The organism is Bradyrhizobium sp. USDA 4502 (genome assembly GCF_054063355.1).
On record NZ_JBSSGF010000001.1, the window covers coordinates 3,694,998 to 3,720,664 of the forward strand.

Below are 25,667 nucleotides of genomic sequence, written 5' to 3' on the forward strand. Positions count from 1 at the left end.
GATCGGTTCCCGCTTACTTCGGACGCTTCGCGCCGTACTTCGAACGACGCTGCTTACGGTTCTTGACGCCCTGGGTATCCAGCACGCCGCGGAGGATGTGGTAGCGCACACCGGGCAAGTCCTTGACGCGGCCGCCGCGGATCATGACCACCGAGTGCTCCTGCAGGTTATGGCCCTCACCCGGGATGTAGCCGATCACCTCGAAGCCGTTGGTCAGGCGCACCTTGGCGACCTTACGAAGCGCCGAGTTCGGCTTCTTCGGGGTCGTGGTGTAGACGCGCGTGCACACGCCGCGCTTCTGCGGCGACTGCTGCAGCGCCGGCACCTTCTTACGCGACTTCTGCACTTCACGCGGATTTGCGATCAGCTGGTTGATCGTCGGCATGCAGCCTTCACCCTTTAGTTCGCGCGAAAACCTTGAATGGCTCCGCAAATTTCTTCTCAGGACTAGCCGTCCCGCACGGCCCGCTCGACACGGAACAAACAACCGCGCAAAGCGAAATCGCGCCAACCACTCATCGCTGAGCGGAAAGCGCATCGACGCCACAGAGGACCGCGATCCCGAACCGTTCAGCGTTCGCTGTTCGGTCCGCCACCGAGGTCATGCATCCGAATTCACTCTCAAGAGGACGTGCTCAAGAGAACTAATATCGTCCTGGCATTGCCTAGCTATCATCGACAGCGTTTGAGCGGCATTCGTCGAGGTTGGTGCCCGTCCGGCTCCTCAAAAAGGACCTTCGGGTGTTCCGTTCCGACGCTGGCGTAGCTCACCGCCTGTCGTTAAGTGGGCGCCTTGTATAATCGAGAGATAGTGAAGTCAAGCAAAACGACAAGCGAAGAAACGCCTCTGGCACTTGCGGATTTCGCATTTCACCGAGGTTCGGCGCAAGGCGAAATGTGACGGCCGACCGACCTCCCCGCGCACTTCATCCGAATCTTCGGACGCGTGCGGAATCATATTACATCCGGGTAAAATATGAATAGAAACAACTCTCCCCAAGTTAGTCCCGAAGGCAAACTTCGAAACTAAGCCTTTATTTGCCATTCGCAGCGCAAAAATCGGGGTCACAGCCACGGAATTCTCATGCGGTACACCGACATCGCGATCATCGGCGGCGGTCTTGCGGGCTCGACCGCAACCGCCATGCTCGGCCGTGCCGGGATACCGACGATCCTGATCGACCCCCACCGGGTCTACCCGTTCGATTTCCGTGTCGAAAAGATCGGCGGCGACCTCCAGCTCGAGCGATTCGCCAGGACCGGCCTCGCCGAGTCGGTGCTCCGCTCGGCGACGCTGGACGGCGAGAACTGGATCGCGCGATTCGGCCGGTTGCTCGACCGGCAGCCGAGCCGGCAATACGGCATCATGTACGACGCGCTGATTGCGGCGATTCGGAACGAAATCGCCGGGCCGGCGGAATTCATCTGCGACAAGGTGATCAATGTCGCGACCAGTTCCGAGCGGCAGCGGCTCGTGCTTGCCAATGGCGAGGAGATCTCGGCGCGCCTTGTGGTGCTTGCCAACGGCCTGAACGTCGGGTTGCGCCGGATGCTCGGCATCGAGCGGCTGGTCACGAGCTTCTGCCACTCGATCTCGCTCGGCTTCGATTTCGTCCCCGTCGGCCGCCCCGCCTTCCCGTTCGCGGCCATGACCTACTTCTCGGAGCGGCCGAGCGATCGCATCCCCTACATCACGCTGTTTCCGATCGGAAACCGGATGCGCGCCAACCTCTTCACCTATCGCAAGGCCGACGATCCCTGGCTGCGGGCGATGCGGCGCAATCCGGTGGAGACGCTGAACGCCGCGCTGCCGCGGCTGCGCCGGCTCACCGGCGAGTTCGACATCGCCGGCGATATCAAGATCAGGCCCGCCGACATCTTTGTCAGCACCGGCTATCGGCAGGCCGGCGTGGTGCTGGTCGGTGATGCCTTCGCCAGCACCTGCCCCGTCACCGGCACCGGTACCGACAAGGTGTTCACCGACGTCGCCCAGCTCTGCAACGTCTACATCCCGGCCTGGCTGTCGACCGACGGCATGGGCGAGGAGAAGATCACCGCGTTCTACGACGATCCGGTCAAGACCGCCTGCGACGCCTGGTCGAACGCCAAGGCATTCAGCTTCCGCGAGGTGTCGGTCGGCAGCGGGCCCACGTGGCAGGCCCAGCGCTGGGCGCGCTTTTTCGGCTATCTCGGCCGCGGCTGGCTGCGCCGGCTGCACAACCCTGCGGCGGCGGCGTCAACGACGCAGCCGGCCAACCACTTCCGGCAACGTCCGCACGCCGCGGACCGGGCGTAACGAAAAATCTGGCGCTCGACCATCGCCCGCGACGCGGGCCTCACGCCTCCTCATCCTCGTCTTCGTCCTCATCTTCATCATCGTCATCATCGTCATCATCCGCGTCGTCGGCGTCCTCGTCGTGATTCAGATGTCCCTGGTCGTCCCACAGCTTGCGATAGACGCCATTGCGGGCCAGCAGCTCCTCGTGCGAGCCGCGTTCGATCGCCCTGCCGCCGGAGATCACGATGATCTCGTCCATCTCGACCACCGAAGTCAGGCGATGCGTCGACCAGATCATGGTGCGGCCCTCGGCGACCTTGAGCAGCGTGCGATTGATCGCAGCCTCCGTGGTCTGGTCGAGCGCCGAAGTCGCCTCGTCGAGCAGCAGCACGGACGGGTTACGGATGATCGCGCGCGCGATCGCGATGCGCTGGCGCTGGCCGCCCGACAAGGTATCGCCGCGCTCGCCGACCGGCGTGTCGTAGCGCTGCGGCAGGCTCATGATGTAGCGATGGATCTCGGCCTTGCGGGCAGCGTCCTCGACCTCCGCGTCGGTCGCGCCTTCCTTGCCGAGCCGGATGTTCTCGCGGATCGACATGTTGAACAGCATGTTCTCCTGGAACACGACCGCCATGTTGGCCCGCAGCGACTCGCGCGTCACCCGGCGGATATCGACGCCGTCAACGGCGACGCGGCCCTCGTCCGGCACGTAGAGCCGCAGGATCAGGTTGATCAGCGTGCTCTTGCCCGAGCCGCTGGGACCGACGATCGCAATGCTCTTGCCGGCATTGAGCTTGAGGCTGAGATTGTCGAGCACCGGCGTCTGTGCCCCCTCATACTGGAAGGTGACGCGATCGAAGGAGATGTCGTTGGTGATGCGCGGCAGATCCGGCGCGCCGGGACGGTCGGCGCCGCGGGTCGGCTCGTCGAGCAGTTCCTGGATGTGCCGCACCGCCGCCGCCGACTGGATCGACACCGGGATGAAATGCATCAGATGGGCGATGTTGTACGACACCTCCCAGAACGCACTCTCGAAGGTCACGAAGGTGCCGACGGTGATCTGCCCCTTGGTGGCGAGATAGGCGCCGATCGCCAGCACCACGAGGTGGAGCAGCAGCACCGCGATGGTGACGGTGCGCTCCACCATGGTCGACAGGAACATGGCTGACGCGGCCTTGGCCCGGACGTCGCGGTTGCGCATCGTGAACCAGCCGAGCGCCCGGCGCTGCAGATTGAACGCCTTCACCACCGCCTGCGCGGCGACGTTCTCCTGCACGGTTCCGAGCAGCGCGGCCTCGTTCTGCTTCTGCTCGTAATTGGCCTGCACCGCCTTCGGCGTCAGGATGCGCGGCCCGATCAGGGTGATCGGAAACACCAGCAAGGCGACCACGGCAAGCTGCCAGTTCAGGAACAGCATCAGGATGATGCCCGCGACCAGCTCGAGGCCCGGCAGCGCCGCGCTGTTGGCGAAGGTCTTGACCGAGCCCTCGAACGCCGACAGATCGATCGAGAAGCGCGACAGGATCTCGCCGCGCTTGGTGCGCGCGAAATAGGCCGACGGCAGGTTCTGGACATGGTCGAACAGCCGCGTCCGCACGTCGGCGATGATGCCGGCGCCCAGCCGCGCATCCCAGCGCTCGTACCAGACCGCGATGATCGAGGTGACGATGCCGGCAACCGCGAGCACACCGAGGATCTTGTAGAGGGCCCCGAAATCCTCCTCGCCGAGCGCGTCGTCGATCAGGAATTTCAGGCTGAGCGGCATGATGACGTTGAACAACGTCTCGACCAGCACGCCGAAGGCGACGCAGGCGAACGGCTTCCTGTAGTTCGCCAGGATCGGCCTGACGAAGCCAAAGATCGTGGAGAGCGCGCCGGCGGCTTCCTTGGCGGTGAAGACGACGAGGTCCTCGTCATCATCGTCGTCATCGAGCTCGAACTCGTCGTCCGCGTCGTCTTCCTCTTCGTCGTCAGCCGGCGCCGCGGACGGCTTCGTGGAGGCGGCCGCCGCGGGCGGACCGGACGCGGGCTTCTTCTTCAGCTCGGGATTGTCGGCCGCCGCTCTCGTCGGATCGTCTGATGCAGGAGGTCTTGGCGCCATGAAACCAACCGATGCTCCACGGCCGGCATGACCGCAAATCGAAACCGCAGCTGATAACACTGCGCCCGTAATCCTATGCGATCACGACGAATTCGGCAAAGCGTTTGGAACGGCCGACGCGCCGCGGCGCGCTCGCGCGGATTCGCGGAGCAAAGCATTGCCGCCGTTTGACAGCTGGTTGACACGAGGCCGGTCGGCTCGCGGCAAAAGCTTCCGGTCGGTCCCGCTAGTCGTCGAGGTCGGCTTCGACCTTGTCGAAGAAGGAATAGCGCAGGCTGTCGGAGTCGGCGTACCACTGCCCTGGCCCCTTGTTGGCGGCCAGCGTCAATGTCCACAGCGCATCGGTGCAGTCGCGGCGGTGCATCGACAGATCGAAGCCGTTGCCGAAGAACAATTCCGACCACTCCCACCAGGTGCCGAGCTTCTTCACCCCGCGCAGCAGGTCGTAGCGATCGATCACTGCCGCCGCCATGTCGGAAGTCACCGACGCGAACACGACGCCGGTCTTGACCACGCGGTTGAGCTCGCGCACCCCGCGCACCACCTGCTTCTCGCCGAGATGGCACAGCGAGGTCTCGAACACGAAGTCGAACTCGTTGGCCTTGAACGGCATGTCGGCGATCGAGCCGAGCTTGTTGTACTTCTTGAGCGCCTTCGGCGTCTTGCCGTGGATGTAGCGGTTGTTCTCGATGCCCCAGGCATCGATGCCACGTTCGCGCAGCGCGCCGACCAGTTCGCCGCTGGCGGAGCCGGCGATCAGCAGCTTGTAGCCCTTCGCCCTGCCCCAAACCGTCTTGATCAGGTCCGTCAGATAGGCGGGGTCGGTGAAGTTGCGCCAGACCTCGCTGTAAGGGCCGACGCCGCGATAATCGTCGAAATAGCTGCGGTCGATCTTGTCGGACAGCGAGCTCTCGTCCTGCGCGCGGCTACGGCGCAGCCGCATCATCTCGGTGACAATGATGTCGGTCGCGGCATCGGAGGAATCGAGCAGTCCGTTCAGCGTCGAATCGAACAGATAGTCGCCGACCACCACGATGCCGGGATGCTCCTTCGGCTCGGGCCGGTGGTTGGTCATGACGTCGCGCACCGGCAGGCCGCCCGGCAGCGCGTTGACCGACGACAGCCAGCGATGGATCTTGCCTTCCAGGAAATGCTCGCGCGCATCGCCGAGCGAGGCAGGCAGCGACTTCAACGCGGCATCGATCAGCTCCTGATCGCTGAGATTGGCGAAGGCCAGCGCATCCGAGCCTGCGATCAGCCAGTTCAGCACGCCGTGCTTGCCGACATCGTGACGCGCGCCCTCGTTGTAGACGCAGCAGCCGCCGAACGCTTCCGACATGAACCAGGCGCCCGGGATCTTCTCGCCCCAGAACGGCTCGTCGAACAGGATCGAGACCCGCAGATAATGCGCGGGCCGGTCGAAATAGGCGACGTGCTTGACCATCGACTTGCGCAGCTGTTCGCCGTCCCAGCGCATGGTCGCGAGCCAGGAGTGCGGCAGGCAGACCAGCACGAGATCGAAGTCGCGCGTCTCCGGCCCCTTGCCGTTCATCATGTTGAGCTGGTAGCGGCCGCCAGCGGTCTTGCCGACCTTGAGCACACGATGGTTGAGCTGGATGTCGGCGCTGACTTCCGAGCGCAGACAATCGATCAGCTGCTCGTTGCCGTTCTGGATCGAATACAGGCCGATATAGCCGTCGACGTCCATCACGTAGTTCTTCAGCGCGTTGAGGCCGTTGGTGTTGTGGCTCTCGGTCGCGATGTCGGAACGCGCCATCACCTTGAAGAAACGCTTGGCGGTCGCGTCCTCGACCTCCTCGTCGAGGACCTGCTCGGCGGTCTTGTAGGCCCACGGGTGTTCGTTGTCGTGGGCGCCGACGCCCTCGTAATATTCGATCGGCGACACCAGGTCGCTGCAGCGCTTGCGGAACGCCTCGATCGCGGCCGCGGTCTTCGCCCCGTATTTGCGGCGCATGCCGGGAACGTCGGCAAGCAACTCGCCGTCGAGCTGCACCTGCTCGGCGTCCATCGGGATCGTCTGCAGGCCGAAATGCTGGATCAGCTCGCGCAGCGGGTCCGGCCCCGTCATCGAGTAATCATAGATCTCGGCGACGCCGGCCTCATACATCGCGGGCGCGGTGTCGAATTTGCGCGTGACGATCTTGCCGCCAAGGCGGTTCGACGCCTCGAAGATGGTAACGCGGCAGAGGTCGCCGAGTTTGCGCTTCAAATACCAGGCGCTCATCAGCCCCCCGGGGCCGCCGCCTACGATAGCCAAGTCGAGCATATGGATTCCGTCGTCTCCGGCGCGAGCCAAACAGCCGGTCTAAGTCACCCTAGCAAAGGCACTTTTTTGCCTGAAGGAAAGATGAACAAACTGCGTCCCTGCACCGCAGCAAGCAAAGAAAGCAGCAAAAAGGCCGGCTAAACGCCGGCCTTCTCGCCATACCCGTAGTCTTGCGGATGCCTATTCGGCGGGCGGCAGCGCCAGCGGCTCCGCTTCCGGAGCCGTCGGCACGATCGCCGCCTGCTGCTTCTCGCGCTCGTCGAGGATCAGCTTGTCGCGCTTGACCGCGACCTCGCGGATCCGCGCCATCGAGGCGCCGGTGCCGGCCGGGATCAGGCGGCCGACAATGACGTTCTCCTTGAGGCCCTCGAGCGGGTCCACCTTGCCGTTGACGGCAGCTTCGGTGAGCACGCGCGTGGTCTCCTGGAACGACGCCGCCGAGAAGAAGGAGCGGGTCTGCAGGCTCGCCTTGGTGATGCCGAGCAGAACCGGCGTACCCGTGGCGGGCTTCTTGCCCTCCTCCTTGGCCTTGGTGTTGAGCGCGTCGAACTCGATCTTGTCGACCTGCTCGCCCGAGATCATGTCGGTGTCGCCCTGATCGGTGACCTCGACCTTCTGCAGCATCTGACGGACAATCACCTCGATGTGCTTGTCGTTGATGAGCACGCCCTGCAACCGGTAGACCTCCTGGATTTCGTTGACCAGATAGGCAGCGAGCTCCTCGATGCCCTTGATCGCCAGGATGTCGTGCGGCGCCGGATTGCCTTCGACGATGAAATCGCCCTTTTCGACGATGTCGCCGTCCTGAAGGTGGATGTGCTTGCCCTTCGGGATCAGGTACTCACGCGGCTCCTCGGTCTTGTCCATCGGCTCGATCGAGATGCGGCGCTTGTTCTTGTAGTCGCGGCCGAAGCGGATCGTTCCCGCGGTCTCCGCGATGATCGCCGCATCCTTCGGCTTGCGAGCCTCGAACAGTTCCGCCACCCGCGGCAGACCGCCGGTGATGTCACGCGTCTTGGCGCTCTCGGTCGAGATACGCGCCAGGATGTCGCCCGGCATCACCTTCCCGCCGGTGTCGACCGACAGAATGGCGTCGACCGACAGCATGTAGCGGGCATCGCCGCCACGCGCGAGCTTCATCACCTTGCCGTCCTTGCCCTTGACCACGATGGCCGGACGCAGGTCCGAACCGCCGCGCGTCGTGCGCCAGTCGATGACCACGCGCTTGGCGATACCGGTCGACTCGTCGAGCGTTTCCGAGATCGACTGTCCCTCGACCAGATCCTCGAAACCGATCGTGCCCTCGACCTCGCTCAGCACCGGGCGGGTATAGGGATCCCACTCGGCGATGCGCTGGCCGCGCTTGACCATATCGCCTTCGTCGACGTGCATCTTCGAACCGTACTGAATACGGTGGGTCGCACGCTCGGTGCCGTCGGCATCGACGATCGCAACGACCATGTTGCGCACCATAGCGATCAGGCTGCCTTCGCTGTTGCGGGCGATCGCCTTGTTCTTAATCACGATCTTGCCGTCGAAGTTCGATTCGACGAACGACTGCTCGTTGAGCTGCGCGGCACCGCCGATGTGGAACGTGCGCATCGTCAGCTGCGTGCCGGGCTCACCGATCGATTGTGCCGCGATGACGCCGACGGCCTCACCGTGGTTGACCGGGGTGCCGCGGGCCAGGTCGCGGCCGTAGCACTTGGCGCAGATGCCGTTGATCAGCTCGCAGGTCAGCGCCGAGCGGATCTTCACTTCCTGGATGCCGGCCTGCTGGATCGCGTCGACGTGGCTCTCCTCCATCAAGGTGTCACGCTTGATGACGACCTCGTTGGTGGCGGGATCGCGCACGTCATCGCAGGCCACGCGGCCCAGGATGCGCGAGCCGAGCGAGGCGACCACGGTGCCGGCGTCGACGATGGCGCGCATCTTGATGCCGAGCGTGGTGCCGCAGTCGGTCTGCGTGATGATGCAGTCCTGCGCTACGTCGACCAGACGGCGGGTCAGGTAACCCGAGTTCGCGGTCTTCAACGCGGTGTCCGCGAGGCCCTTGCGGGCGCCGTGGGTCGAGTTGAAGTACTCGAGCACCGACAGACCTTCCTTGAAGTTGGAAATGATCGGCGTCTCGATGATCTCGCCCGACGGCTTGGCCATCAGGCCGCGCATGCCGGCGAGCTGGCGCATCTGGGCCGGCGAACCACGCGCACCGGAGTGCGCCATCATGTAGATCGAGTTGATGTCGGCATCCGCGCCCGCCGCCGTCTTCTTGGTGGACGAGATCTCCTTCATCATCGCCTTGGCGACTTCTTCACCGGCCTTCGACCAGGCGTCGACGACCTTGTTGTACTTCTCGCCGTGGGTGATCAGGCCGTCATTGTACTGCTGCTCGAAATCCTTCGCCAGCGTACGGGTCTGATCGACGATCTTCCACTTCGACGCCGGCACGACCATGTCGTCCTTGCCGAACGAGATGCCCGCCTTGAAGGCGTTGTAGAAGCCGAGCGCCATGATTCGGTCGCAGAAGATCACCGTCTCCTTCTGACCGCAGTGCCGGTAGACCTGATCGATCACGCCGGAGATCTCGCGCTTGGTCATCAGCTTGTTGATGATGTCGTACGAGATCTTCGGGTTCTTCGGCAGCAGGTTGCCGAGCATGACGCGGCCCGCAGTGGTTTCGATCCAGCGCTTGGAGTGCTTGCCTTCCTCGTCGAGGCCTTCCCACCGGTACTTGATCTTGGTGTGGAGGTGGATGACCTTCGAATGCAGGGCGTGCTCGAGCTCGGCCATGTCGCCGAAGATCTTGCCCTCGCCGGGCAGGCCTTCGCGCATGATCGAGACGTAGTAGAGGCCGAGCACGATGTCCTGCGACGGCACGATGATCGGCTGGCCGTTCGCCGGATGCAGGATGTTGTTGGTCGACATCATCAGGACGCGCGCTTCCAGCTGCGCTTCGAGCGACAGCGGAACGTGCACGGCCATCTGGTCGCCGTCGAAGTCGGCGTTGAAGGCGGCGCAGACCAGCGGATGCAGCTGGATCGCCTTGCCCTCGATCAGCACCGGCTCGAACGCCTGGATGCCCAGGCGATGCAGCGTCGGCGCGCGGTTGAGCAGCACCGGATGCTCGCGGATCACCTCGTCGAGGATATCCCAGACCTCCGGACGCTCCTTCTCGACCAGCTTCTTGGCCTGCTTCACCGTGGTGGACAGGCCCTTGGCGTCGAGCCGCGAGTAGATGAACGGCTTGAACAGCTCGAGCGCCATCTTCTTCGGCAGGCCGCACTGATGCAGGCGCAGCTCGGGACCGACCACGATCACCGAACGGCCCGAATAGTCGACGCGCTTGCCAAGCAGGTTCTGGCGGAACCGGCCCTGCTTGCCCTTCAGCATGTCGGCGAGCGACTTCAGCGGACGCTTGTTGGCGCCGGTGATGACGCGGCCGCGGCGGCCGTTGTCGAACAGTGCGTCGACGGCCTCCTGCAGCATGCGCTTTTCGTTGCGGATGATGATGTCGGGCGCACGCAGCTCCATCAGCCGCTTCAGGCGGTTGTTGCGGTTGATGACGCGGCGGTACAGGTCGTTGAGGTCCGAGGTCGCAAACCGGCCACCGTCGAGCGGCACCAGCGGACGCAGGTCCGGCGGAATCACCGGCACGACCGTCATGATCATCCATTCCGGCTTGTTGCCGGAAACGCGGAAAGCCTCGACGATCTTCAGACGCTTGGCGAGCTTCTTGTGCTTGATGTCGGAGTCGGTCTCCGCCATGTCGGCACGCAGCGTCGCCTCGAGCTTTTCGAGCTCGAGCCCCTTGAGCAGCTCGCGGATCGCCTCGGCGCCGATCATGGCGGTGAAGGAATCCTGGCCGTACTCGTCCTGCGCCTTCAGATACTCGTCTTCCGACAGCAGCTGACGGTCCTTCAGCGCGGTGAGACCCGGCTCGAGCACAACGTAGTATTCGAAGTACAGGATCCGCTCGAGATCCTTCAGCGTCATGTCGAGCAGGAGGCCGATGCGCGAGGGCAGCGACTTCAGGAACCAGATGTGGGCGACCGGCGCCGCCAGCTCGATATGGCCCATGCGCTCGCGCCGGACGCGCGACAGTGTCACCTCGACCGAGCACTTCTCGCAGATGATGCCCTTGTACTTCATCCGCTTGTACTTGCCGCACAAGCATTCGTAGTCCTTGATCGGCCCGAAGATGCGCGCGCAGAACAGGCCGTCACGCTCCGGCTTGAAGGTGCGGTAGTTGATGGTCTCCGGCTTCTTGATCTCGCCGTAGGACCAGGACAGAATCTTCTCCGGAGACGCGATCGAAATCCGGATCTGGTCGAAGACCTGGGCCGGGGTCGTCGGATTGAAAAGATTCATAATCTCTTGATTCATGGTCTTCTCCTCGCGTGCCGATCGTCACCGGCAGCAAATTCGAAACTTTTATTCAGCGCGCGCCCCGCCCAACGTCCGAGCGGGGTGCGGAGGCCCGGCGCGTTTGGCGCCGGGCATGATCACAGCGTTACTCGGCCGCTTCCGACGTCGACGCCGGTCCCACCTTGGAATTGTGCAGGTCGACGTTGAGGCCGAGCGAGCGCATTTCCTTGACCAGCACGTTGAACGATTCCGGAATACCGGCCTCGAAGGTGTCGTCGCCGCGCACGATCGCCTCGTACACCTTGGTACGGCCGGCGACGTCGTCCGACTTCACGGTCAGCATCTCCTGCAGCGTGTAGGCGGCGCCGTAGGCTTCCAGCGCCCAGACCTCCATTTCGCCGAAGCGCTGGCCGCCGAACTGCGCCTTGCCGCCCAGCGGCTGCTGGGTGACGAGCGAGTACGGACCGATCGAACGCGCGTGGATCTTGTCGTCCACGAGATGGTGCAGCTTGAGCATGTAGATGTAGCCCATCGTCACCTTACGATCGAACTGATCACCGGTACGGCCGTCATAAACGGTCGACTGGCCGGAGGCGTCGAAGCCCGCGAGCTTCAGCATCTCCTCGATGTCTGCTTCCTTGGCGCCGTCGAACACCGGCGTTGCGATCGGCACGCCGTGGCTCAGATTGCGGCCGAGTTCGACCAGCTCGTTGTCGTTCAGCGACTTGATGGTTTCATCCTCGCCGTAGATCTTCTTCAGGGTCTCGCGCAGCGGCTTGAGATCCTGCTTGTGATAATAGGCGTCGATGGTCTGCCCGATGCGCTTGCCGAGGCCGGCGCAGGCCCAACCGAGATGGGTCTCAAGGATCTGACCGACGTTCATGCGCGAAGGCACGCCGAGCGGATTGAGCACGATGTCGGCGTGCGTTCCGTCCTCGAGGAACGGCATGTCCTCGATCGGCACGATCTTCGACACCACACCCTTGTTGCCGTGACGGCCGGCCATCTTGTCGCCGGGCTGGATCTTGCGCTTCACCGCGACGAAGACCTTGACCATCTTCATCACGCCGGGCGGCAGCTCGTCGCCACGCTGCAGCTTCTCGACCTTGTCGAGGAAGCGCTGCTCGAGGCCCTTCTTCGACTCGTCGTACTGCTTCCGCATGGCCTCGATCTCGGCCATCAGCTTGTCGTTCGGCGAGGCGAACAGCCACCACTGCGACTTCGGATACTCGTCGAGCACCGCGCGGGTGATCTTGGTATCCTTCTTGAAGCCCTTCGGGCCGGCGATGCCCTGGCGGTTCTCCAGCAGCTCGGCGAGGCGGTTGTAGACGTTGCGGTCCAGGATCGCCTGCTCGTCGTCGCGGTCCTTGGCGAGACGCTCGATCTCCTCGCGCTCGATCGCCAGCGCACGCTCGTCCTTGTCGACGCCGTGGCGGTTGAACACGCGGACTTCCACGATGGTGCCCTGCACGCCCGGAGGCACGCGCAGCGAGGTGTCGCGGACGTCGGAGGCCTTCTCGCCGAAGATGGCGCGCAGCAGCTTCTCTTCCGGCGTCATCGGGCTCTCGCCCTTCGGCGTGATCTTGCCGACCAGGATGTCGCCGGCGCGGACTTCCGCACCGATATAGACGATACCGGCTTCGTCGAGGTTCTTCAGCGCTTCTTCCGAGACGTTCGGAATGTCGCGGGTAATTTCCTCAGGACCGAGCTTGGTGTCGCGGGCCATCACCTCGAACTCTTCGATGTGAATCGAGGTGAAGACATCGTCCTTCACGATCCGCTCGGAGAGCAGGATCGAGTCTTCGAAGTTGTAGCCGTTCCACGGCATGAACGCGACCAGCACGTTGCGGCCGAGCGCGAGCTCGCCGAGATCGGTCGACGGACCGTCGGCGATGATGTCGCCCTTCTTGACGATGTCGCCGACCTTCACCAGCGGACGCTGGTTGATGCAGGTCGACTGGTTGGAGCGCTGGTACTTCATCAGCCGGTAGATATCGACGCCCGACTTGGTCGGATCGAGATCCTCGGTGGCGCGGATCACGACGCGGGTGGCGTCGATCTGGTCGATCACGCCCGAGCGGCGCGCGGCAATCGCCGCGCCCGAGTCACGGGCGACCACGCCTTCCATGCCGGTGCCGACGAACGGCGCCTCGGCGCGGACCAGTGGCACCGCCTGGCGCTGCATGTTCGAGCCCATCAGCGCGCGGTTGGCGTCGTCGTTCTCGAGGAACGGGATCAGCGCCGCGGCGACCGAAACCAGCTGCTTCGGCGACACGTCCATGTAGTCGACCTTGTCCGGCGTCACCGGCAGCACTTCGCCGGCGTGACGGCAGACCACGAGGTCGTCGGTGAAGCGGCCCTTGGCATCGAGCGGCACGTTGGCCTGCGCGACGCGGTAGCGGCCCTCTTCCATCGCCGACAGATAGATCACCTCGTCGGTGACCCGGCCGTCCTTGATCTTGCGATAGGGCGTCTCGACGAAGCCGTACTTGTTGACGCGCGCGAACGTCGCCAGCGAGTTGATCAGGCCGATGTTCGGACCTTCCGGCGTCTCGATCGGGCAGATGCGGCCGTAATGCGTCGGATGCACGTCGCGGACTTCGAAGCCGGCGCGCTCGCGGGTCAGACCGCCCGGGCCAAGCGCCGACAGGCGCCGCTTGTGGGTGATTTCCGACAGCGGGTTGGTCTGGTCCATGAACTGCGACAGCTGCGATGAGCCGAAGAACTCGCGCACCGCGGCAGCCGCGGGCTTGGCGTTGATCAGGTCCTGCGGCATCACGGTGTCGATATCGACGCTCGACATGCGCTCCTTGATCGCGCGCTCCATGCGGAGCAGGCCGATCCGGTACTGGTTCTCCATGAGCTCGCCGACCGAGCGCACCCGGCGGTTGCCGAGGTGGTCGATGTCGTCGATCTCGCCCTTGCCGTCGCGCAGGTCGACCAGCGTCTTGATGACCGCCAGGATGTCTTCCTTGCGCAGCGTGCGATGGGTATCGGGCGCATCGAGCTCGAGGCGCATGTTCATCTTGACGCGGCCGACCGCGGAGAGGTCGTAGCGCTCGGCGTCGAAGAACAGCGACTGGAACATCGCCTGCGCCGAATCCAGCGTCGGCGGCTCGCCCGGACGCATCACGCGGTAGATGTCGAACAGCGCGTCCTCGCGCGTCATGTTCTTGTCGGCAGACAGCGTGTTGCGGATGTAGGCGCCGACATTGACGTGGTCGATGTCGAGCAGCGGCAGGTCCTTGTAACCCTGCTCGTTCAGCACCTTGAGCGACTTCTCGGTGATCTCCTCGCCGGCTTCGGCGTAGATCTCACCGGTCTTCGGGTTGACGAGATCCTCGGCGAGATAGTTGCCGACGAGTTCCTCGTCCGACATGCGCAGCGCCTTCAGGCCCTTCTCCTGAAGCTGGCGCGCCTGGCGCACTGTCAGCTTCTTGCCGGCCTCGAGCACCACCTTGCCGGTGTCGGCGTCGATCAGGTCGTTGACGGTCGAATAGCCGCGGAAGCGGTTGGCATCGAACGGCACGCGCCATCCGTCCTTGGTCCGCTTGTAGGTGATCTTCTTGTAGAAGGTCGACAGGATCTGCTCGCCGTCGAGACCGAGCGCGTACATCAGCGAGGTCACGGGCAGCTTGCGGCGGCGGTCGATGCGCGCGAACACGATGTCCTTGGCGTCGAACTCGATGTCGAGCCAGGAACCGCGATACGGAATCACGCGCGCGGCAAACAGCAGCTTGCCGGACGAATGGGTCTTGCCCTTGTCGTGGTCGAAGAACACGCCCGGCGAACGGTGCATCTGCGAGACGATGACGCGCTCGGTGCCGTTGACGACGAAGGTGCCGTTCATCGTCATGAGCGGGATATCGCCCATGTAGACGTCCTGCTCCTTGATGTCCTTCACCGACTTGGCGCCGGTTTCCTCGTCGATATCAAACACGATGAGGCGCAGCGTCACCTTGAGCGGCGCAGCGAAGGTCATGCCGCGCTGGCGACACTCGTCGACGTCATATTTCGGCTGCTCGAACTCGTAGCGGACGAATTCGAGCATCGAGGTGCCGGAGAAATCCGAGATCGGGAACACCGAGCGGAACACCGCCTGCAGGCCCTCGTCGAGCCGACCGCCGGTCGGCTCGTCGACCATCAGGAACTGGTCATAGGACGCCTTTTGTACCTCGATGAGGTTCGGCATCTCGGCGACTTCCTTGATGTGACCGAAAAACTTGCGTACGCGTTTGCGACCGGTGAATGTCTGCTGCGCCATCGTGGCCTCTCATTTTCGTCGCCTTTGTGGGGCGAACCTTCCGGGAGCGACTGCCATCGGCCCCGGGTTGAATTTCGAATCGTCTCGAAGGAACGAAGCGCAAAGTCAGGAATTAAATCCCCGTCCCGGCCCCGACCACCTCCAAAACGCAAAACAACGCGCGGGGCGCATCACTGCACCCGCTCGTCCAAACGCTCCGCTTTACGGACTGAAAAAGCCCGAAATCTGACTGTCTCCCAACGGCTTCCGCCGAGGACCCTGCCGTCCCCGCCGCCTACCGTGTTTTTCCGCTGCCAACCCGATATGGGATGGCAATAAAGGAGATTCGAGGGTTAAGTCCACGGATCCCCACACTTTTTTGTGTCCGGCGTGCCACGCGACAACCTGTCGCACGCCGTTTGCATGGCCCGGGAGCGCCCTGCGGCGCTCCCGGATCGCGCATTACTTGAGCTCGACCTTGGCGCCAGCCTTCTCGAGCTGGGCCTTGATCTTGTCGGCTTCTTCCTTGTTGACGCCTTCCTTGACGGGCTTCGGAGCGCCTTCGACGAGGTCCTTGGCTTCCTTCAGGCCCAGGCCGGTGATGGCGCGGACTTCCTTGATGACTTCGATCTTCTTGTCGCCGGCCCCAGCCAGCACGACGGTGAAGTCGGTCTTCTCTTCAGCCGGAGCAGCGGCACCGCCACCACCAGCAGCCGGGCCGGCAACCGCAACGGCGGCAGCGGCGGACACGCCCCACTTTTCTTCGAGGAGCTTGGCGAGTTCGGCCGCTTCGAGCACGGTGAGGCTCGAGAGGTCGTCGACGATTTTCTGCAAGTCAGCCATTGTTCAGTTCCTTAAACGTTTGGTTCGAACCAGGTTTGAGATTAGCGAAGGGTCAGGCCGCTTCGCCCTTTGAGGCATGAGCCTGAATGACGCGTGCGAGCTTGGCCGCGGGCGCGTTGGAGAGCTGAGCAAGCTTGGTCGCCGGCGCCACGAGGAGGCCAACGATCTTGCCGCGCAGTTCGTCGAGCGACGGCAGTGAGGCAAGCGCCTTCACGCTGTCGACATTCAGGACGGTTTTACCCATCGAGCCGCCGAGGATGACGAACTTCTCGTTCGCCTTGGCGAATTCGATGGCAACCTTTGGCGCCGCAACCGGATCGTTCGAAGTAGCGATCACGGTCGGTCCCTTCAGCAGGGAGCCGATGGCAGCGACGTCAGTGCCTTCAAGAGCAATTTTGGCGAGACGGTTCTTCGAGACCTTCACCGACGCACCCGCCTGCTTCATCTGCATGCGCAGCTTCTGCATCTGGGCCACGGTGAGGCCGGAATAGTGAGCAACGATCGCAACCGACGTGGTCTTGAAGACCTCGTTAAGTTGTTCGACCGACTCTTTTTTTGCCGCTCGTTCCACAGCAAGCTCTTTCCGGTTGGCGGCCTTTCCGCGAAGGCAGGACCGCCGGGTTGCACCCATCGTCCCGCCCTAAACCTGATCCTTGGGGCGCAAGACCCTTCGGACATGCCGGGCAAGACGACATCTAGAAGCCTGCCCTCCCAAGCCTTGCGGCCATGGGCTGTCGAGGTTCGAACCAAACCAGCCTCCCGGCCGCGAACTGATCGCGACGTGGAGTGCAAAATCCGGTCTTCACCCGTCTATGCAGGCCATGCGATTAAGCCGTTGAAAACACGAAGTTCTCGCGGGCGCCTGCAGTCTTGGACAGGATCGAGGCACTTCAGCACGCTGAAGGCCCCTGCTCTCATTCCTCTGAAGGCGATGGGTCTCCTTCCTTTCGAGCATCCTTGCGGGCATGCGGAAAGGAATGATCTCCTATCATCTCAGGTTTTCGGATTGCGAGCACGGACATGCCAGCAAGTGCCAGCACGCCCGGAAGGCGCTATGTAGCCGGTCCTGCCCTGCTTGCCAAGAGCAAATTTCAGACCAGTTCGGCGACCTGCCCGGCCCAGCGAAAAATTTCTTCCCGGACGGCGTCACGCTCCAATGCCGCCGCTCGTCTGGGCGCTGGAGGCTCGCATGAAACGATGGATTGCAGGAATTCTCGCCCTCTTCAACCTCGCCAATGGGCTGGTGATGCTGTCGGCCGGTTCCCTCTGGTGGCAGCTGGTGCCCGGCGCCGCCGATACCGGTCCGTTCAACCCTCATTTGGTCCAGGACGTCGGCATTGCCTTCATCGCGGCCGGGCTCGGCCTGGCCGCGCGAGCCTTGTGGCCGGCCTGGTGGCCGGCAGCGGTCGCGGGCGCCGCGTTCCTGGCCGGCCACGGCCTGCTGCATCTCGTGATGATCGCCGGCGGCCACGACCGCCATGCCGCATCCGATCTGGTGGCGGTCGTCCTGCCCGCGGCGCTCGCCCTCTATTCCGCCCTGCCAAATCAAGGAGAACGACATGCGTAGCTTCATCGCGCGCCGCATGCTGCGCGCCTATTCCAGGCGCTACGGCTACGACACCACCTATCTCGAGATCATGCTGAAGGAATCGCCCGCCGCGTTCTTCAAATTCGCCGGCGCGATGAAGGCCGCCGCCTACCGCGCGGTCGCGCCGGTTGAGGCCTTCTATGCTGCCAAGCTGACCGGCGCCCTGGCGGAAGATTGCGGTCCCTGTGCGCAACTAGTCGCCGACATGGCGATCGGAGCCGGAATGGCGGAACAGCAGGTCACCGCCGTGCTCCGTCGTGACGTTGCCGCCATGACCGCGGACACCGCGCTCGGCTTCCACTTCGCCGACGCCATCGTGCAGCGCTCGACCGACGATGACGCCTGCCGCGACGCCGTTCGCGCGCGCTGGGGCGAAAAAGGCGTGATCGACCTCGCCATGGCCCTACAAATCGGCCGGATCTTCCCCATGATGAAGCTGGCGCTGGGATATGCCAGGGAGTGTCGCCGCGTGACCGTGGCCGGCCATCAGATCGATGTCATCAAGCAGGCGGCCTGAGCGCGACCCGCTGGCGCCGTATCGGGCGCGGCTGACCGGGCTTGCCTATCGCATGCTCGGCAGCCGCGGCGATGCCGACGATGTGGTCCAGGACGCCTGGCTGCGGTTCGCCGCGGTCGACGACGTCCGCAATCCCGAGGCGTTCCTCGTCACGGTGGTGACCCGGCTTTGTCTCGACCGGCTGAAGAGCGCCCGCGCCCAGCGCGAGGTCTATGTCGGTGCCTGGTTGCCCGAGCCGGTGTTCGACGAGGCGCTGTCGGCCGAGGCGGCGACCGAACTCGCCGACGATCTCTCCTTCGCGCTGATGCTGGCGCTCGACGCCCTGACGCCGCTCGAGCGCGCCGCGTTCCTGCTGCACGACGTGTTCGACCGGCCGTTCGCGGAAGTCGCCCGCACCCTCGAGCGCAGCGAGGCGGCCTGCCGGCAGCTCGCCGCGCGCGCCCGCCGATCGGTCCGCGACAACCGCCCTGTTCCCGCCGAGCCGCCCGAAGGCCACGCACGGCTGCTGACGGCATTCTGCAAGGCCGCGGCCAGCGGCGACGTCTCCGCCCTCGCCAACCTGCTGCGCGAGGATGCCATCGCGATCACCGACGGCGGCGGCCGCAAGCTGGCGGCGCTGAAGCCGATCAAGGGGGCAGAGAAGATCGTCCGCTTCATCATCGGCATCGCCGGCAAGAACGCCGGCAGCGAGGTTCGCGTCGAACCGATGATGGTCAATGGCAGCGCGGGCGCGCTGATCTTCCTCGATGGCGAAGTCGACCACACATTGAGCATGGCGATCGACGGCGAGACCGGCCGGATCGCGGCGATCTACATCGTCCGCAACCCGGACAAGCTGCGCCACGCGCCGCGCCGGAGCTGAAGCTCCGGTCAGGCCGCCGTCGCCACCGGATAGGCGAGCGGCTTGCCGGCAAAGAACGCGTCGAGATTGGCCAGCACGCAATCCTGCATGGCGACGTGCGATTCCAGCGTGTGGCCGCCGAGATGCGGCGACAGCACCACGTTCGGCAACGCCGTCAGCGCATCGGGCCCATGCGGCTCCCTCGCGAACACGTCGAGGCCGGCACCGGCGATCACGCCGTCGGTCAACGCTGCGACCAGCGCCTTCTCGTCGATGACCGAGCCGCGCGCGATGTTGACGACGAACCCGTCGCTGCCGAGCCGGCGCAGGATGTCGGCATTGACCGCATGCTCGGTCTCGGCGCCGGCGCGGACGGCCACCAGCAGCACGCAGCACCAATCGGCGAGCGCCTCCAGCGTCGGAAAGTATTGATAGGGCACGTCCTGCTTCGAGCGGCTGAAATAGCCGACCTCGGTCTCGAAGGCCGCGACGCGGGCGGCGATCTTGCGGCCGATCTCGCCCATGCCGTAGACGCCGACCTTGCGGCCGCGCATGCCGGCCTGCGGCCGCATCATCGGCGACGGCTTTGCACCGGCCCAGTCGCCGCTCCGCACGTAATTGTCAGCCACCAGCAGCCGCCGCACCGACGCCAGCATCAAGGTCACCGCCGTGTCGGCGACGGAGGCCGCATTGGCCCCCGGGCTGTGGCCGACCGCGATGCCGCGCCTGGCGGCCGCGGCGAGATCGACGCCGTCATAACCGGTGCCGTAGCAGACGATTGCGCCGAGCTTCGGCAGCATGTCCATGGCCTCCGTGCCGAGCGCCGTGCCGCCCGCGGTGATCATGGCGCGGATATCGGCGAGCTCGGCCGCCGGGAACGCTTCATCCAATCGCTTGCCCGCCGCGTTCAGCAGCTCATAGCGCTCGCCGAAGCGGATCAGCTGGGCCTTGGGAAAGCGTGAATAGACCAGGACCTTATCGGGCATTGTTGTTCTTTCTTGCGAGAGGCTTCAGATCTTGTCTTGGCGCGTTTTCTTCACGCGAACCGGTAGCCACTTCGCTCGAAAACGCTTTGGCAAAACAAAGGGCGGAACCGGTTGCCCGGTCCCGCCCCTCTTTATCTCGTCACGGCCAGAGACCTCAGCCGAGGATTGTGCCCGGCTCGACCTTCACGCCCGGGCCCATGGTGGAGGAAACCGCCACGCGCTGGATGTAGGTGCCCTTGGAGCCCGCCGGCTTCGCCTTGGAGACCGCGTCCGCGAGCGCCTTGACGTTCTCGACCAGCTTGTCCTCGGAGAACGAGGCCTTGCCGATGCCGGCCTGCACGATGCCCGCCTTCTCGACGCGGAACTCGACCGAGCCGCCCTTGGCGCCCTTCACGGCGTTGGTGACGTCCATGGTCACGGTGCCGATCTTCGGGTTCGGCATCATGCCGCGCGGACCGAGCACCTTACCGAGGCGGCCGACCAGGGGCATCATGTCGGGCGTGGCGATACAACGATCGAAATCGATCGCGCCGCCCTGCACCTTCTCGACCAGGTCTTCCGCACCGACGACGTCGGCACCGGCGGCCTTGGCTTCCTCAGCCTTGGCGCCGCGCGCGAACACGCCGACACGAAGCGTACGGCCGGTTCCGTTCGGCAGGTTGACGACGCCGCGGACCATCTGGTCGGCGTGGCGCGGGTCGACGCCGAGATTGATCGCGATCTCGATCGTCTCGTCGAACTTCGACTTGGCGCGCTCCTTGACCATCTTGATGGCATCCGCGAGCGGATAGAGCTTCTCGCGATCGACGCCCTCGCGGGCCTTCTTCAAACGCTTTCCGATTGACATGGCCCGTTACCCCGCAACTTCCAGACCCATCGAACGGGCAGAGCCCTCGACCATCTTCATGGCCGATTCGATGGTGTCGCAATTCAAGTCCTTCATCTTCTTCTCGGCGATCTCGCGCACTTGCGCCTTGGTCACCTGGCCGGCCTTGTCACGGCCCGGCGCCTTCGATCCGGACTGGATCTTGGCGGCCTGCTTGAGGAAGTAGGACATCGGAGGGGTCTTCATCTCGAAGGTGAAGGACCGGTCCGCATAGATGGTGATGATCACCGGGATCGGGGTGTTCTTCTCTTCCTTCTGGGTCTGCGCGTTGAACGCCTTGCAGAACTCCATGATGTTGAGACCGCGCTGACCAAGCGCGGGGCCGATCGGGGGCGAAGGATTCGCCGCACCGGCCGGGACCTGAAGCTTCAGGTATCCGGTCACTTTCTTTGCCATTTATCACTCCTGTTGTGCCGGACGGGCCGGCGGTTTCAGGTTCCGTGGTTCGGTTGAAGGGGCTGGCGACCGCCTCCTCCCTCCCACGGCCTCTCGACTTGACGCGAGGCATATACCCCGCGCCGTCCGGTCAGACCACCTTTTCGACCTGACCGAATTCCAGTTCCACGGGCGTCGCGCGGCCGAAGATCGACACCGCGACCTTGACGCGCGAGCGCGCCTCGTCGATTTCTTCCACCACGCCGGAGAACGAAGCGAACGGGCCGTCGGCCACGCGTACGTTCTCCCCGATCTCGAACGACACCGACGCCTTCGGACGCTCCACGCCCTCCTGCACCTGGTGCAGGATCCGCATCGCCTCCGCTTCCGAGATCGGCATCGGCTTGTTTTCCGCGCCGAGGAAGCCGGTCACCTTCGGGGTGTTCTTGATTAGATGGAACGCCTCGTCGGTCAGCTTCATCTTCACCAGCACATAGCCCGGGAAGAACTTGCGCTCGGCGTCGATCTTGCGGCCGCGGCGCACCTCTGTGACCTTCTCGGTCGGCACTAGAATCTGCTCGAACAGTTCTTCCAGCCCACGCTGCTTGGCCTGCTCGCGGATCGATTCCTGAACCTTCTTCTCGAAGTTCGAATAGGCGTGGACGATGTACCAGCGCTTGTCCATCAATTGAGTTCCCATGCTCATCAGTGGATGCCCAGTATCAGGGTAATCAGATAGCGGATGATCTGATCTGCGGCGAAGAAGAAGACCGAGGCCAGCGCCACCATCACGAACACCATGATGGTGGTGATGGTCGTCTCGCGGCGCGTCGGCCAGGTGACCTTGGCGGTCTCCGAGCGCACTTCCTGCAGGAATTTGAACGGGCTGAAAGCCATCGTGAGATCCGCGTCCGTCTCCGGACGATTGCAACGTTTCAAGGAATCCGAACAGCCGACCTTGCGGACCCAGCCCTCGTTTGGAAGGTTGAGCCGATAAACGAGCTCGAATGTTCGGGGAATTAGGCCGCGCCGGATATCCGCCATCAAAGCGGGCCGGCTGCGAGTGGCGAGTATCTACTGCGAGACCGGCCAAACGTCAAGGTCGGCGGGGTCGGGTCCGGCTCCCGCCCGGTTCGGGCAGATCGGGCATTGGTCTCTCCAAATCAAGGGCTTAGCCGGCGCCCTGCGATCCCCTGGCGTCCTGGCGCGATCAGCGTCGTTCGTCTCGCCCCTCTAGGCCAGGCCGGGTTTTGGCGGCAGCAGCATCGATACGAGCAGTCCGCTCGGCTCCCGCAGCCTCAACGCGATGCTGCCGCCATGGCGCTTGGCGATATCCTGCGCGATCGATAGCCCCAGCCCGAAGCCCCCCTCATGCCGGGCGCTGTCGGCCTTGAAGAAGGGCTCGAATACCTTGTCGTGCAGCGCAGGTGGGATGCCTGGACCGTCGTCCGCCACCTCGATCTCGATGTGGCCGGCCTCCATGGGGCGAAGCGTCACCACGACCTTGCTGCCGTGCTTGACCGCATTCTCCACGATATTGGTGACGGCGCGCGACAGCGCGCGGGGCCGGCAGGCATAAGGCAGACGCGCCGGCCCAGCATAGGATACCGCGTGGCCCATGTCGGCGAAGTCCGAACAGATGGTCTGCAGGAAGCTCGGCAGGTCGATGAACAACGCCGCCTCCGAGCGGGCATCCTCGCGCAGATACTCCAGGGTCTCGTTGATCATGCGCGTCATCTTGGCGATATCGCCCAGCATCGCCGGGCGCAGGGTGTCGTCGCCGACGCGCTCGGTACGCAGCCTGAGCCGGGTCAGCGGCGTCCGCAGGTCATGACTGATGGCGGCGAGCATGCGGGTGCGGTCGTCGAGCAGCGCTGCGATACGCGTGCGCATGTCGTTCAGCGCGTCGGCGACCTGGGCGATCTCGAGCGGACCGCGCCGGCGCAGCACCTCGGGAGCCCGCGGCGAGCGGCCGAACGAGGTCGCGGCACGCGCGACGTCGGCCAGCGGCGCGATCACCCAACGCACCGCATAGACCGACAGCAGCAGCATCGAGATCAGCACGATGATCGTCCCCCCGGCCAGCGGGCGGAGCAAAGTAGACCAAAGGCCGCCTTTGACCGCAACGTCGGCCATCAGCGCGTGGCCATCGTCGAGTCTCACGATCACCTGTGACGACGAGCCTGCGGGATGGCGCAGATCCTCCATTAATTCAATTCCGGGCTCGGCAGCCAGTTGCCGGAACGCTCGCATGGAAAACGACCGCGTCTCTGCGGCTGTTCGAGGCACCAGTTCGCCCAAGGCGACGCGCCTGACGTCGAGACCGCCGCGCCTGGCTGCGGCCAGCAGTTCATCCGCGTCTGCCGGCGTCTTCGTGGAACGCACAAGCTGCGTGAGCTCCGCGACCTGCCCGGCAAGAAACTTCTGCGTGTCGGTGATCGAGGGAGAATCGAACAGAAAAATGATGGTCACCGCCGCGAGCGTGATGCCGATCAGTTCCGAGAGCGCGACGAGGCTCATGAGTTGCGCAGCGACGCTGCGCGGCATCAGCCGCTGCGCCCATCCCATCATATCTGCTCGACCGCAGGCGTGAAGAGGTAGCCGCCGAGCCGCACCGTCTTGATCATCGAGCGGTCCTTCGGATCCGGTTCGATCTTCTGCCTGATGCGGCTGATATGAACGTCGACGCTGCGCTCGACTGAGGCGATCAGGCCGCCGAAGGCCTGCTCGATCAATTGCTCGCGTGACAGCACCTGCCCAGGATTGCGGCAGAACGCCAGCAGCAGATCGAACTCGGCACCGGTCAGCGTGATCCGGACGCCCGCGGGGTCATGCAGCTCACGGGTGGTGGGGTTGATGCGCCATCCGGCAAAGGTCAGCGGACGCGGCCGTGACCGCGACGTGGCGCCGCTCTCGACGCGGCGCAGCAGCGCCCGGATGCGGGCGACCAGTTCGCGCGAATTGAACGGCTTGGTGACGTAGTCGTCGGCACCGAGCTCGAGGCCGAGGATGCGGTCGATGTCCTCGCCGCGCGCGGTGACCATGATGATCGGAATCGAAGACGACATGCGCAGGCGCCGGCAGATGCTCAGCCCATCCTCGCCCGGCAGCATCACGTCGAGTACGACGAGATCAAAGCTCTCGCGCTTGAGCAGCGCATCCATCTCCACGGCCGAGCCGACCAGCACCGGCCTGAAGCCGTTGTCCTCAAGCACCTCGGCCAGCATGCGCGCGATATCGGCATCGTCCTCGACGCAGAGGATGCGTGCGTTGGTGACGGGGAAAGCCACGAGGTCGTATTCCAGGATTTGCATCACGGCATTTTAGAGGCCTCGGCCCCGGATGCGCAGTGCGCAAATATAGCGTTTTGTTAAGCCTGCACGGCCAAATGTGGCTCAAATAGGTCGCGCGGTTTCGCGAGCTACATCTGACTTAATATCTCTTAATCCCGACCCGGGCGGCCCTGCCCTATCGTGACGTGCGATCGTTCGTGGGGTGAGCGGTCGTTCGAGGGGTACATGAGAATCGAATTTCTGCCGGGCGCTGCGGTTGTGGTGGCGTTGTTGTCGGGCTGTGCCAGCGCACCGATGACGCGGGGCGGGTCACTGGCATCCTACGACAATCTCACGCCGTCCGACGGCGTGCTGGCGAAATCGCTGGTTCGCGTCAACAAGGACGAGGTCCTCGCTGCGAAGACGGTGCGGATCGTCCCGACGACCTTCTCGCAGGCAGCGTCGCCGACGCTGTCCCAGGAGCAGCGGCACCTGGTGGCCAACGCGATCGATCGTTCGCTGTGCGTCGGCCTAAGCGAGCGGCTTCAGGTCGTTGGTGCCGATCAGCCTGCGGATCTGTCCGTGCACGCGCTTGTCACCCAGGCGGCGCCCACCGACGAGGTCGCGGCGGGCACTTCCAAGGTGGTCAGCTTCCTGCCGAGCGCGCTCGGCGCAGGCGTGCCGGTGCCGGTGCCGCGGTTGCCAGTCGGGCTTGGCAGCCTGACCGTCGAAGCCGAGGTGCGCGATCAGGCCAGCCGCCAGCAGGCGGCGATGATCTGGGCCCGCGGGGCGAATTCGTTCACCAACTCGCCGATGGTCTCGAGCGCCGGTGACGCCTACGATCTCGCCCCTTCCTTCAGCGACGACTTCAGCAAGCTCGTCGTCACCGGCAGCACGCCATTCGGAAAGGCGCCGGAGCTGCCGTCGTTCGACAAGATTGGCGCAACGCTCGGCGGCAAGCCGAAATACGCGGCCTGCGAGGCGTTCGGCCGCAATCCCGGCCTGGTCGGAATGGCCGCCGGCAAGCTCGGCTTGCCGCCGGAATGGTCGGACAAGGCGCCGGCGACAGCTGGCCAATAGACAGC

General features: G+C 64.3%; 19 protein-coding genes. 5 read left to right on the top strand and 14 right to left on the bottom strand.

The genetic code is table 11. From position 1 onward, the window contains the following. Positions 1-13 precede the first annotated feature (13 nt). Positions 14-385: a 30S ribosomal protein S12 gene (rpsL, locus tag ACVW1B_RS17135; protein ID WP_006611834.1), complete on the bottom strand. Its 372-nt coding sequence runs from the start codon at positions 383-385 to the stop codon at positions 14-16. A 699-nt stretch (positions 386-1,084) separates the two neighbouring features. Here rpsL and ACVW1B_RS17140 point away from each other — a divergent pair. Next, positions 1,085-2,296 (top strand): FAD-dependent oxidoreductase, encoded by a 1,212-nt coding sequence (locus ACVW1B_RS17140; RefSeq protein WP_253608214.1) that lies wholly within the window; start codon positions 1,085-1,087, stop codon positions 2,294-2,296. A 40-nt stretch (positions 2,297-2,336) separates the two neighbouring features. Here the strand turns inward: ACVW1B_RS17140 and ACVW1B_RS17145 are convergent, their stop codons facing one another. From ACVW1B_RS17145 to rplJ, 6 genes are all read right to left on the bottom strand, one after another. Continuing rightward, positions 2,337-4,379 (bottom strand): ABC transporter ATP-binding protein, encoded by a 2,043-nt coding sequence (locus ACVW1B_RS17145; RefSeq protein WP_456821810.1) that lies wholly within the window; start codon positions 4,377-4,379, stop codon positions 2,337-2,339. Positions 4,380-4,605: 226 nt separating this feature from the next. Next, positions 4,606-6,666: an FAD-dependent oxidoreductase gene (locus tag ACVW1B_RS17150; protein ID WP_253608213.1), complete on the bottom strand. Its 2,061-nt coding sequence runs from the start codon at positions 6,664-6,666 to the stop codon at positions 4,606-4,608. 180 nt (positions 6,667-6,846) lie between these two features. Then, a complete protein-coding gene (gene rpoC / locus ACVW1B_RS17155) occupies positions 6,847-11,049 on the bottom strand; it encodes a DNA-directed RNA polymerase subunit beta' (protein ID WP_057019552.1) in 4,203 nt (1,400 codons plus the stop codon). 127 nt (positions 11,050-11,176) lie between these two features. Continuing rightward, on the bottom strand, positions 11,177-15,295 hold the full coding sequence (gene rpoB, locus ACVW1B_RS17160; RefSeq protein ID WP_057019553.1) for a DNA-directed RNA polymerase subunit beta: 4,119 nt from the start codon (positions 15,293-15,295) through the stop codon (positions 11,177-11,179). A gap of 441 nt (positions 15,296-15,736) precedes the next feature. Next, positions 15,737-16,117: a 50S ribosomal protein L7/L12 gene (rplL, locus tag ACVW1B_RS17165; protein ID WP_028335453.1), complete on the bottom strand. Its 381-nt coding sequence runs from the start codon at positions 16,115-16,117 to the stop codon at positions 15,737-15,739. A 52-nt stretch (positions 16,118-16,169) separates the two neighbouring features. Continuing rightward, the gene (gene rplJ, locus ACVW1B_RS17170) at positions 16,170-16,688 is read right to left on the bottom strand and encodes a 50S ribosomal protein L10 (protein WP_028335452.1); all 519 of its coding nucleotides are present in this window, start codon (positions 16,686-16,688) and stop codon (positions 16,170-16,172) included. Between the two features lie 618 nt (positions 16,689-17,306). On the opposite strand from rplJ, the gene ACVW1B_RS17175 reads away from it, so the two are divergent. From ACVW1B_RS17175 to sigJ, 3 genes are read left to right on the top strand one after another with little or no spacing between them, the layout of a single operon-like run. Then, positions 17,307-17,684: a hypothetical protein gene (locus tag ACVW1B_RS17175; RefSeq protein WP_253608212.1), complete on the top strand. Its 378-nt coding sequence runs from the start codon at positions 17,307-17,309 to the stop codon at positions 17,682-17,684. Further along, positions 17,677-18,222, top strand: coding sequence for a hypothetical protein (locus ACVW1B_RS17180; RefSeq protein ID WP_253608211.1), 546 nt, complete (start codon positions 17,677-17,679; stop codon positions 18,220-18,222). The genes ACVW1B_RS17175 and ACVW1B_RS17180 overlap by 8 nt, the downstream gene beginning before the upstream one ends. Beyond that, the gene (gene sigJ, locus ACVW1B_RS17185; protein WP_253608210.1) at positions 18,200-19,084 is read left to right on the top strand and encodes an RNA polymerase sigma factor SigJ; all 885 of its coding nucleotides are present in this window, start codon (positions 18,200-18,202) and stop codon (positions 19,082-19,084) included. Before ACVW1B_RS17180 ends, sigJ begins: the two co-directional genes overlap by 23 nt. An 8-nt stretch (positions 19,085-19,092) precedes the next feature. On the opposite strand, the gene ACVW1B_RS17190 is transcribed toward sigJ, so the two are convergent. The 7 genes from ACVW1B_RS17190 to ACVW1B_RS17220 all read right to left on the bottom strand — a co-directional run bounded on the left by ACVW1B_RS17190 (position 19,093) and on the right by ACVW1B_RS17220 (position 24,624). Further along, positions 19,093-20,049, bottom strand: a complete 957-nt coding sequence (locus ACVW1B_RS17190) for a 2-hydroxyacid dehydrogenase (RefSeq protein ID WP_253608208.1) — start codon at positions 20,047-20,049, stop codon at positions 19,093-19,095. A 154-nt stretch (positions 20,050-20,203) separates the two neighbouring features. Further along, positions 20,204-20,896 carry a 50S ribosomal protein L1 gene (rplA, locus tag ACVW1B_RS17195; RefSeq protein WP_018272150.1) on the bottom strand — a complete coding sequence of 231 codons (693 nt, stop codon included), beginning with the start codon at positions 20,894-20,896 and terminating at the stop codon, positions 20,204-20,206. A 6-nt stretch (positions 20,897-20,902) separates the two neighbouring features. After that, entirely contained in the window at positions 20,903-21,331 is a 429-nt protein-coding gene (rplK, locus tag ACVW1B_RS17200) for a 50S ribosomal protein L11 (RefSeq protein WP_016840552.1), read from the bottom strand. A 130-nt stretch (positions 21,332-21,461) separates the two neighbouring features. Then, complete coding sequence (gene nusG, locus ACVW1B_RS17205; RefSeq protein WP_021081670.1) at positions 21,462-21,995, bottom strand: transcription termination/antitermination protein NusG; 534 nt, start codon at positions 21,993-21,995, stop codon at positions 21,462-21,464. A gap of 20 nt (positions 21,996-22,015) precedes the next feature. After that, the gene (secE, locus tag ACVW1B_RS17210) at positions 22,016-22,207 is read right to left on the bottom strand and encodes a preprotein translocase subunit SecE (RefSeq protein WP_028335448.1); all 192 of its coding nucleotides are present in this window, start codon (positions 22,205-22,207) and stop codon (positions 22,016-22,018) included. 336 nt (positions 22,208-22,543) lie between these two features. Then, the gene (locus ACVW1B_RS17215) at positions 22,544-23,857 is read right to left on the bottom strand and encodes an ATP-binding protein (protein WP_456821811.1); all 1,314 of its coding nucleotides are present in this window, start codon (positions 23,855-23,857) and stop codon (positions 22,544-22,546) included. A 20-nt stretch (positions 23,858-23,877) separates the two neighbouring features. After that, positions 23,878-24,624: a response regulator gene (locus ACVW1B_RS17220; protein WP_057019557.1), complete on the bottom strand. Its 747-nt coding sequence runs from the start codon at positions 24,622-24,624 to the stop codon at positions 23,878-23,880. A 204-nt stretch (positions 24,625-24,828) separates the two neighbouring features. On the opposite strand from ACVW1B_RS17220, the gene ACVW1B_RS17225 reads away from it, so the two are divergent. Then, complete coding sequence (locus ACVW1B_RS17225) at positions 24,829-25,662, top strand: DUF3313 domain-containing protein (RefSeq protein ID WP_456780375.1); 834 nt, start codon at positions 24,829-24,831, stop codon at positions 25,660-25,662. Positions 25,663-25,667: the final 5 nt, after the last annotated feature.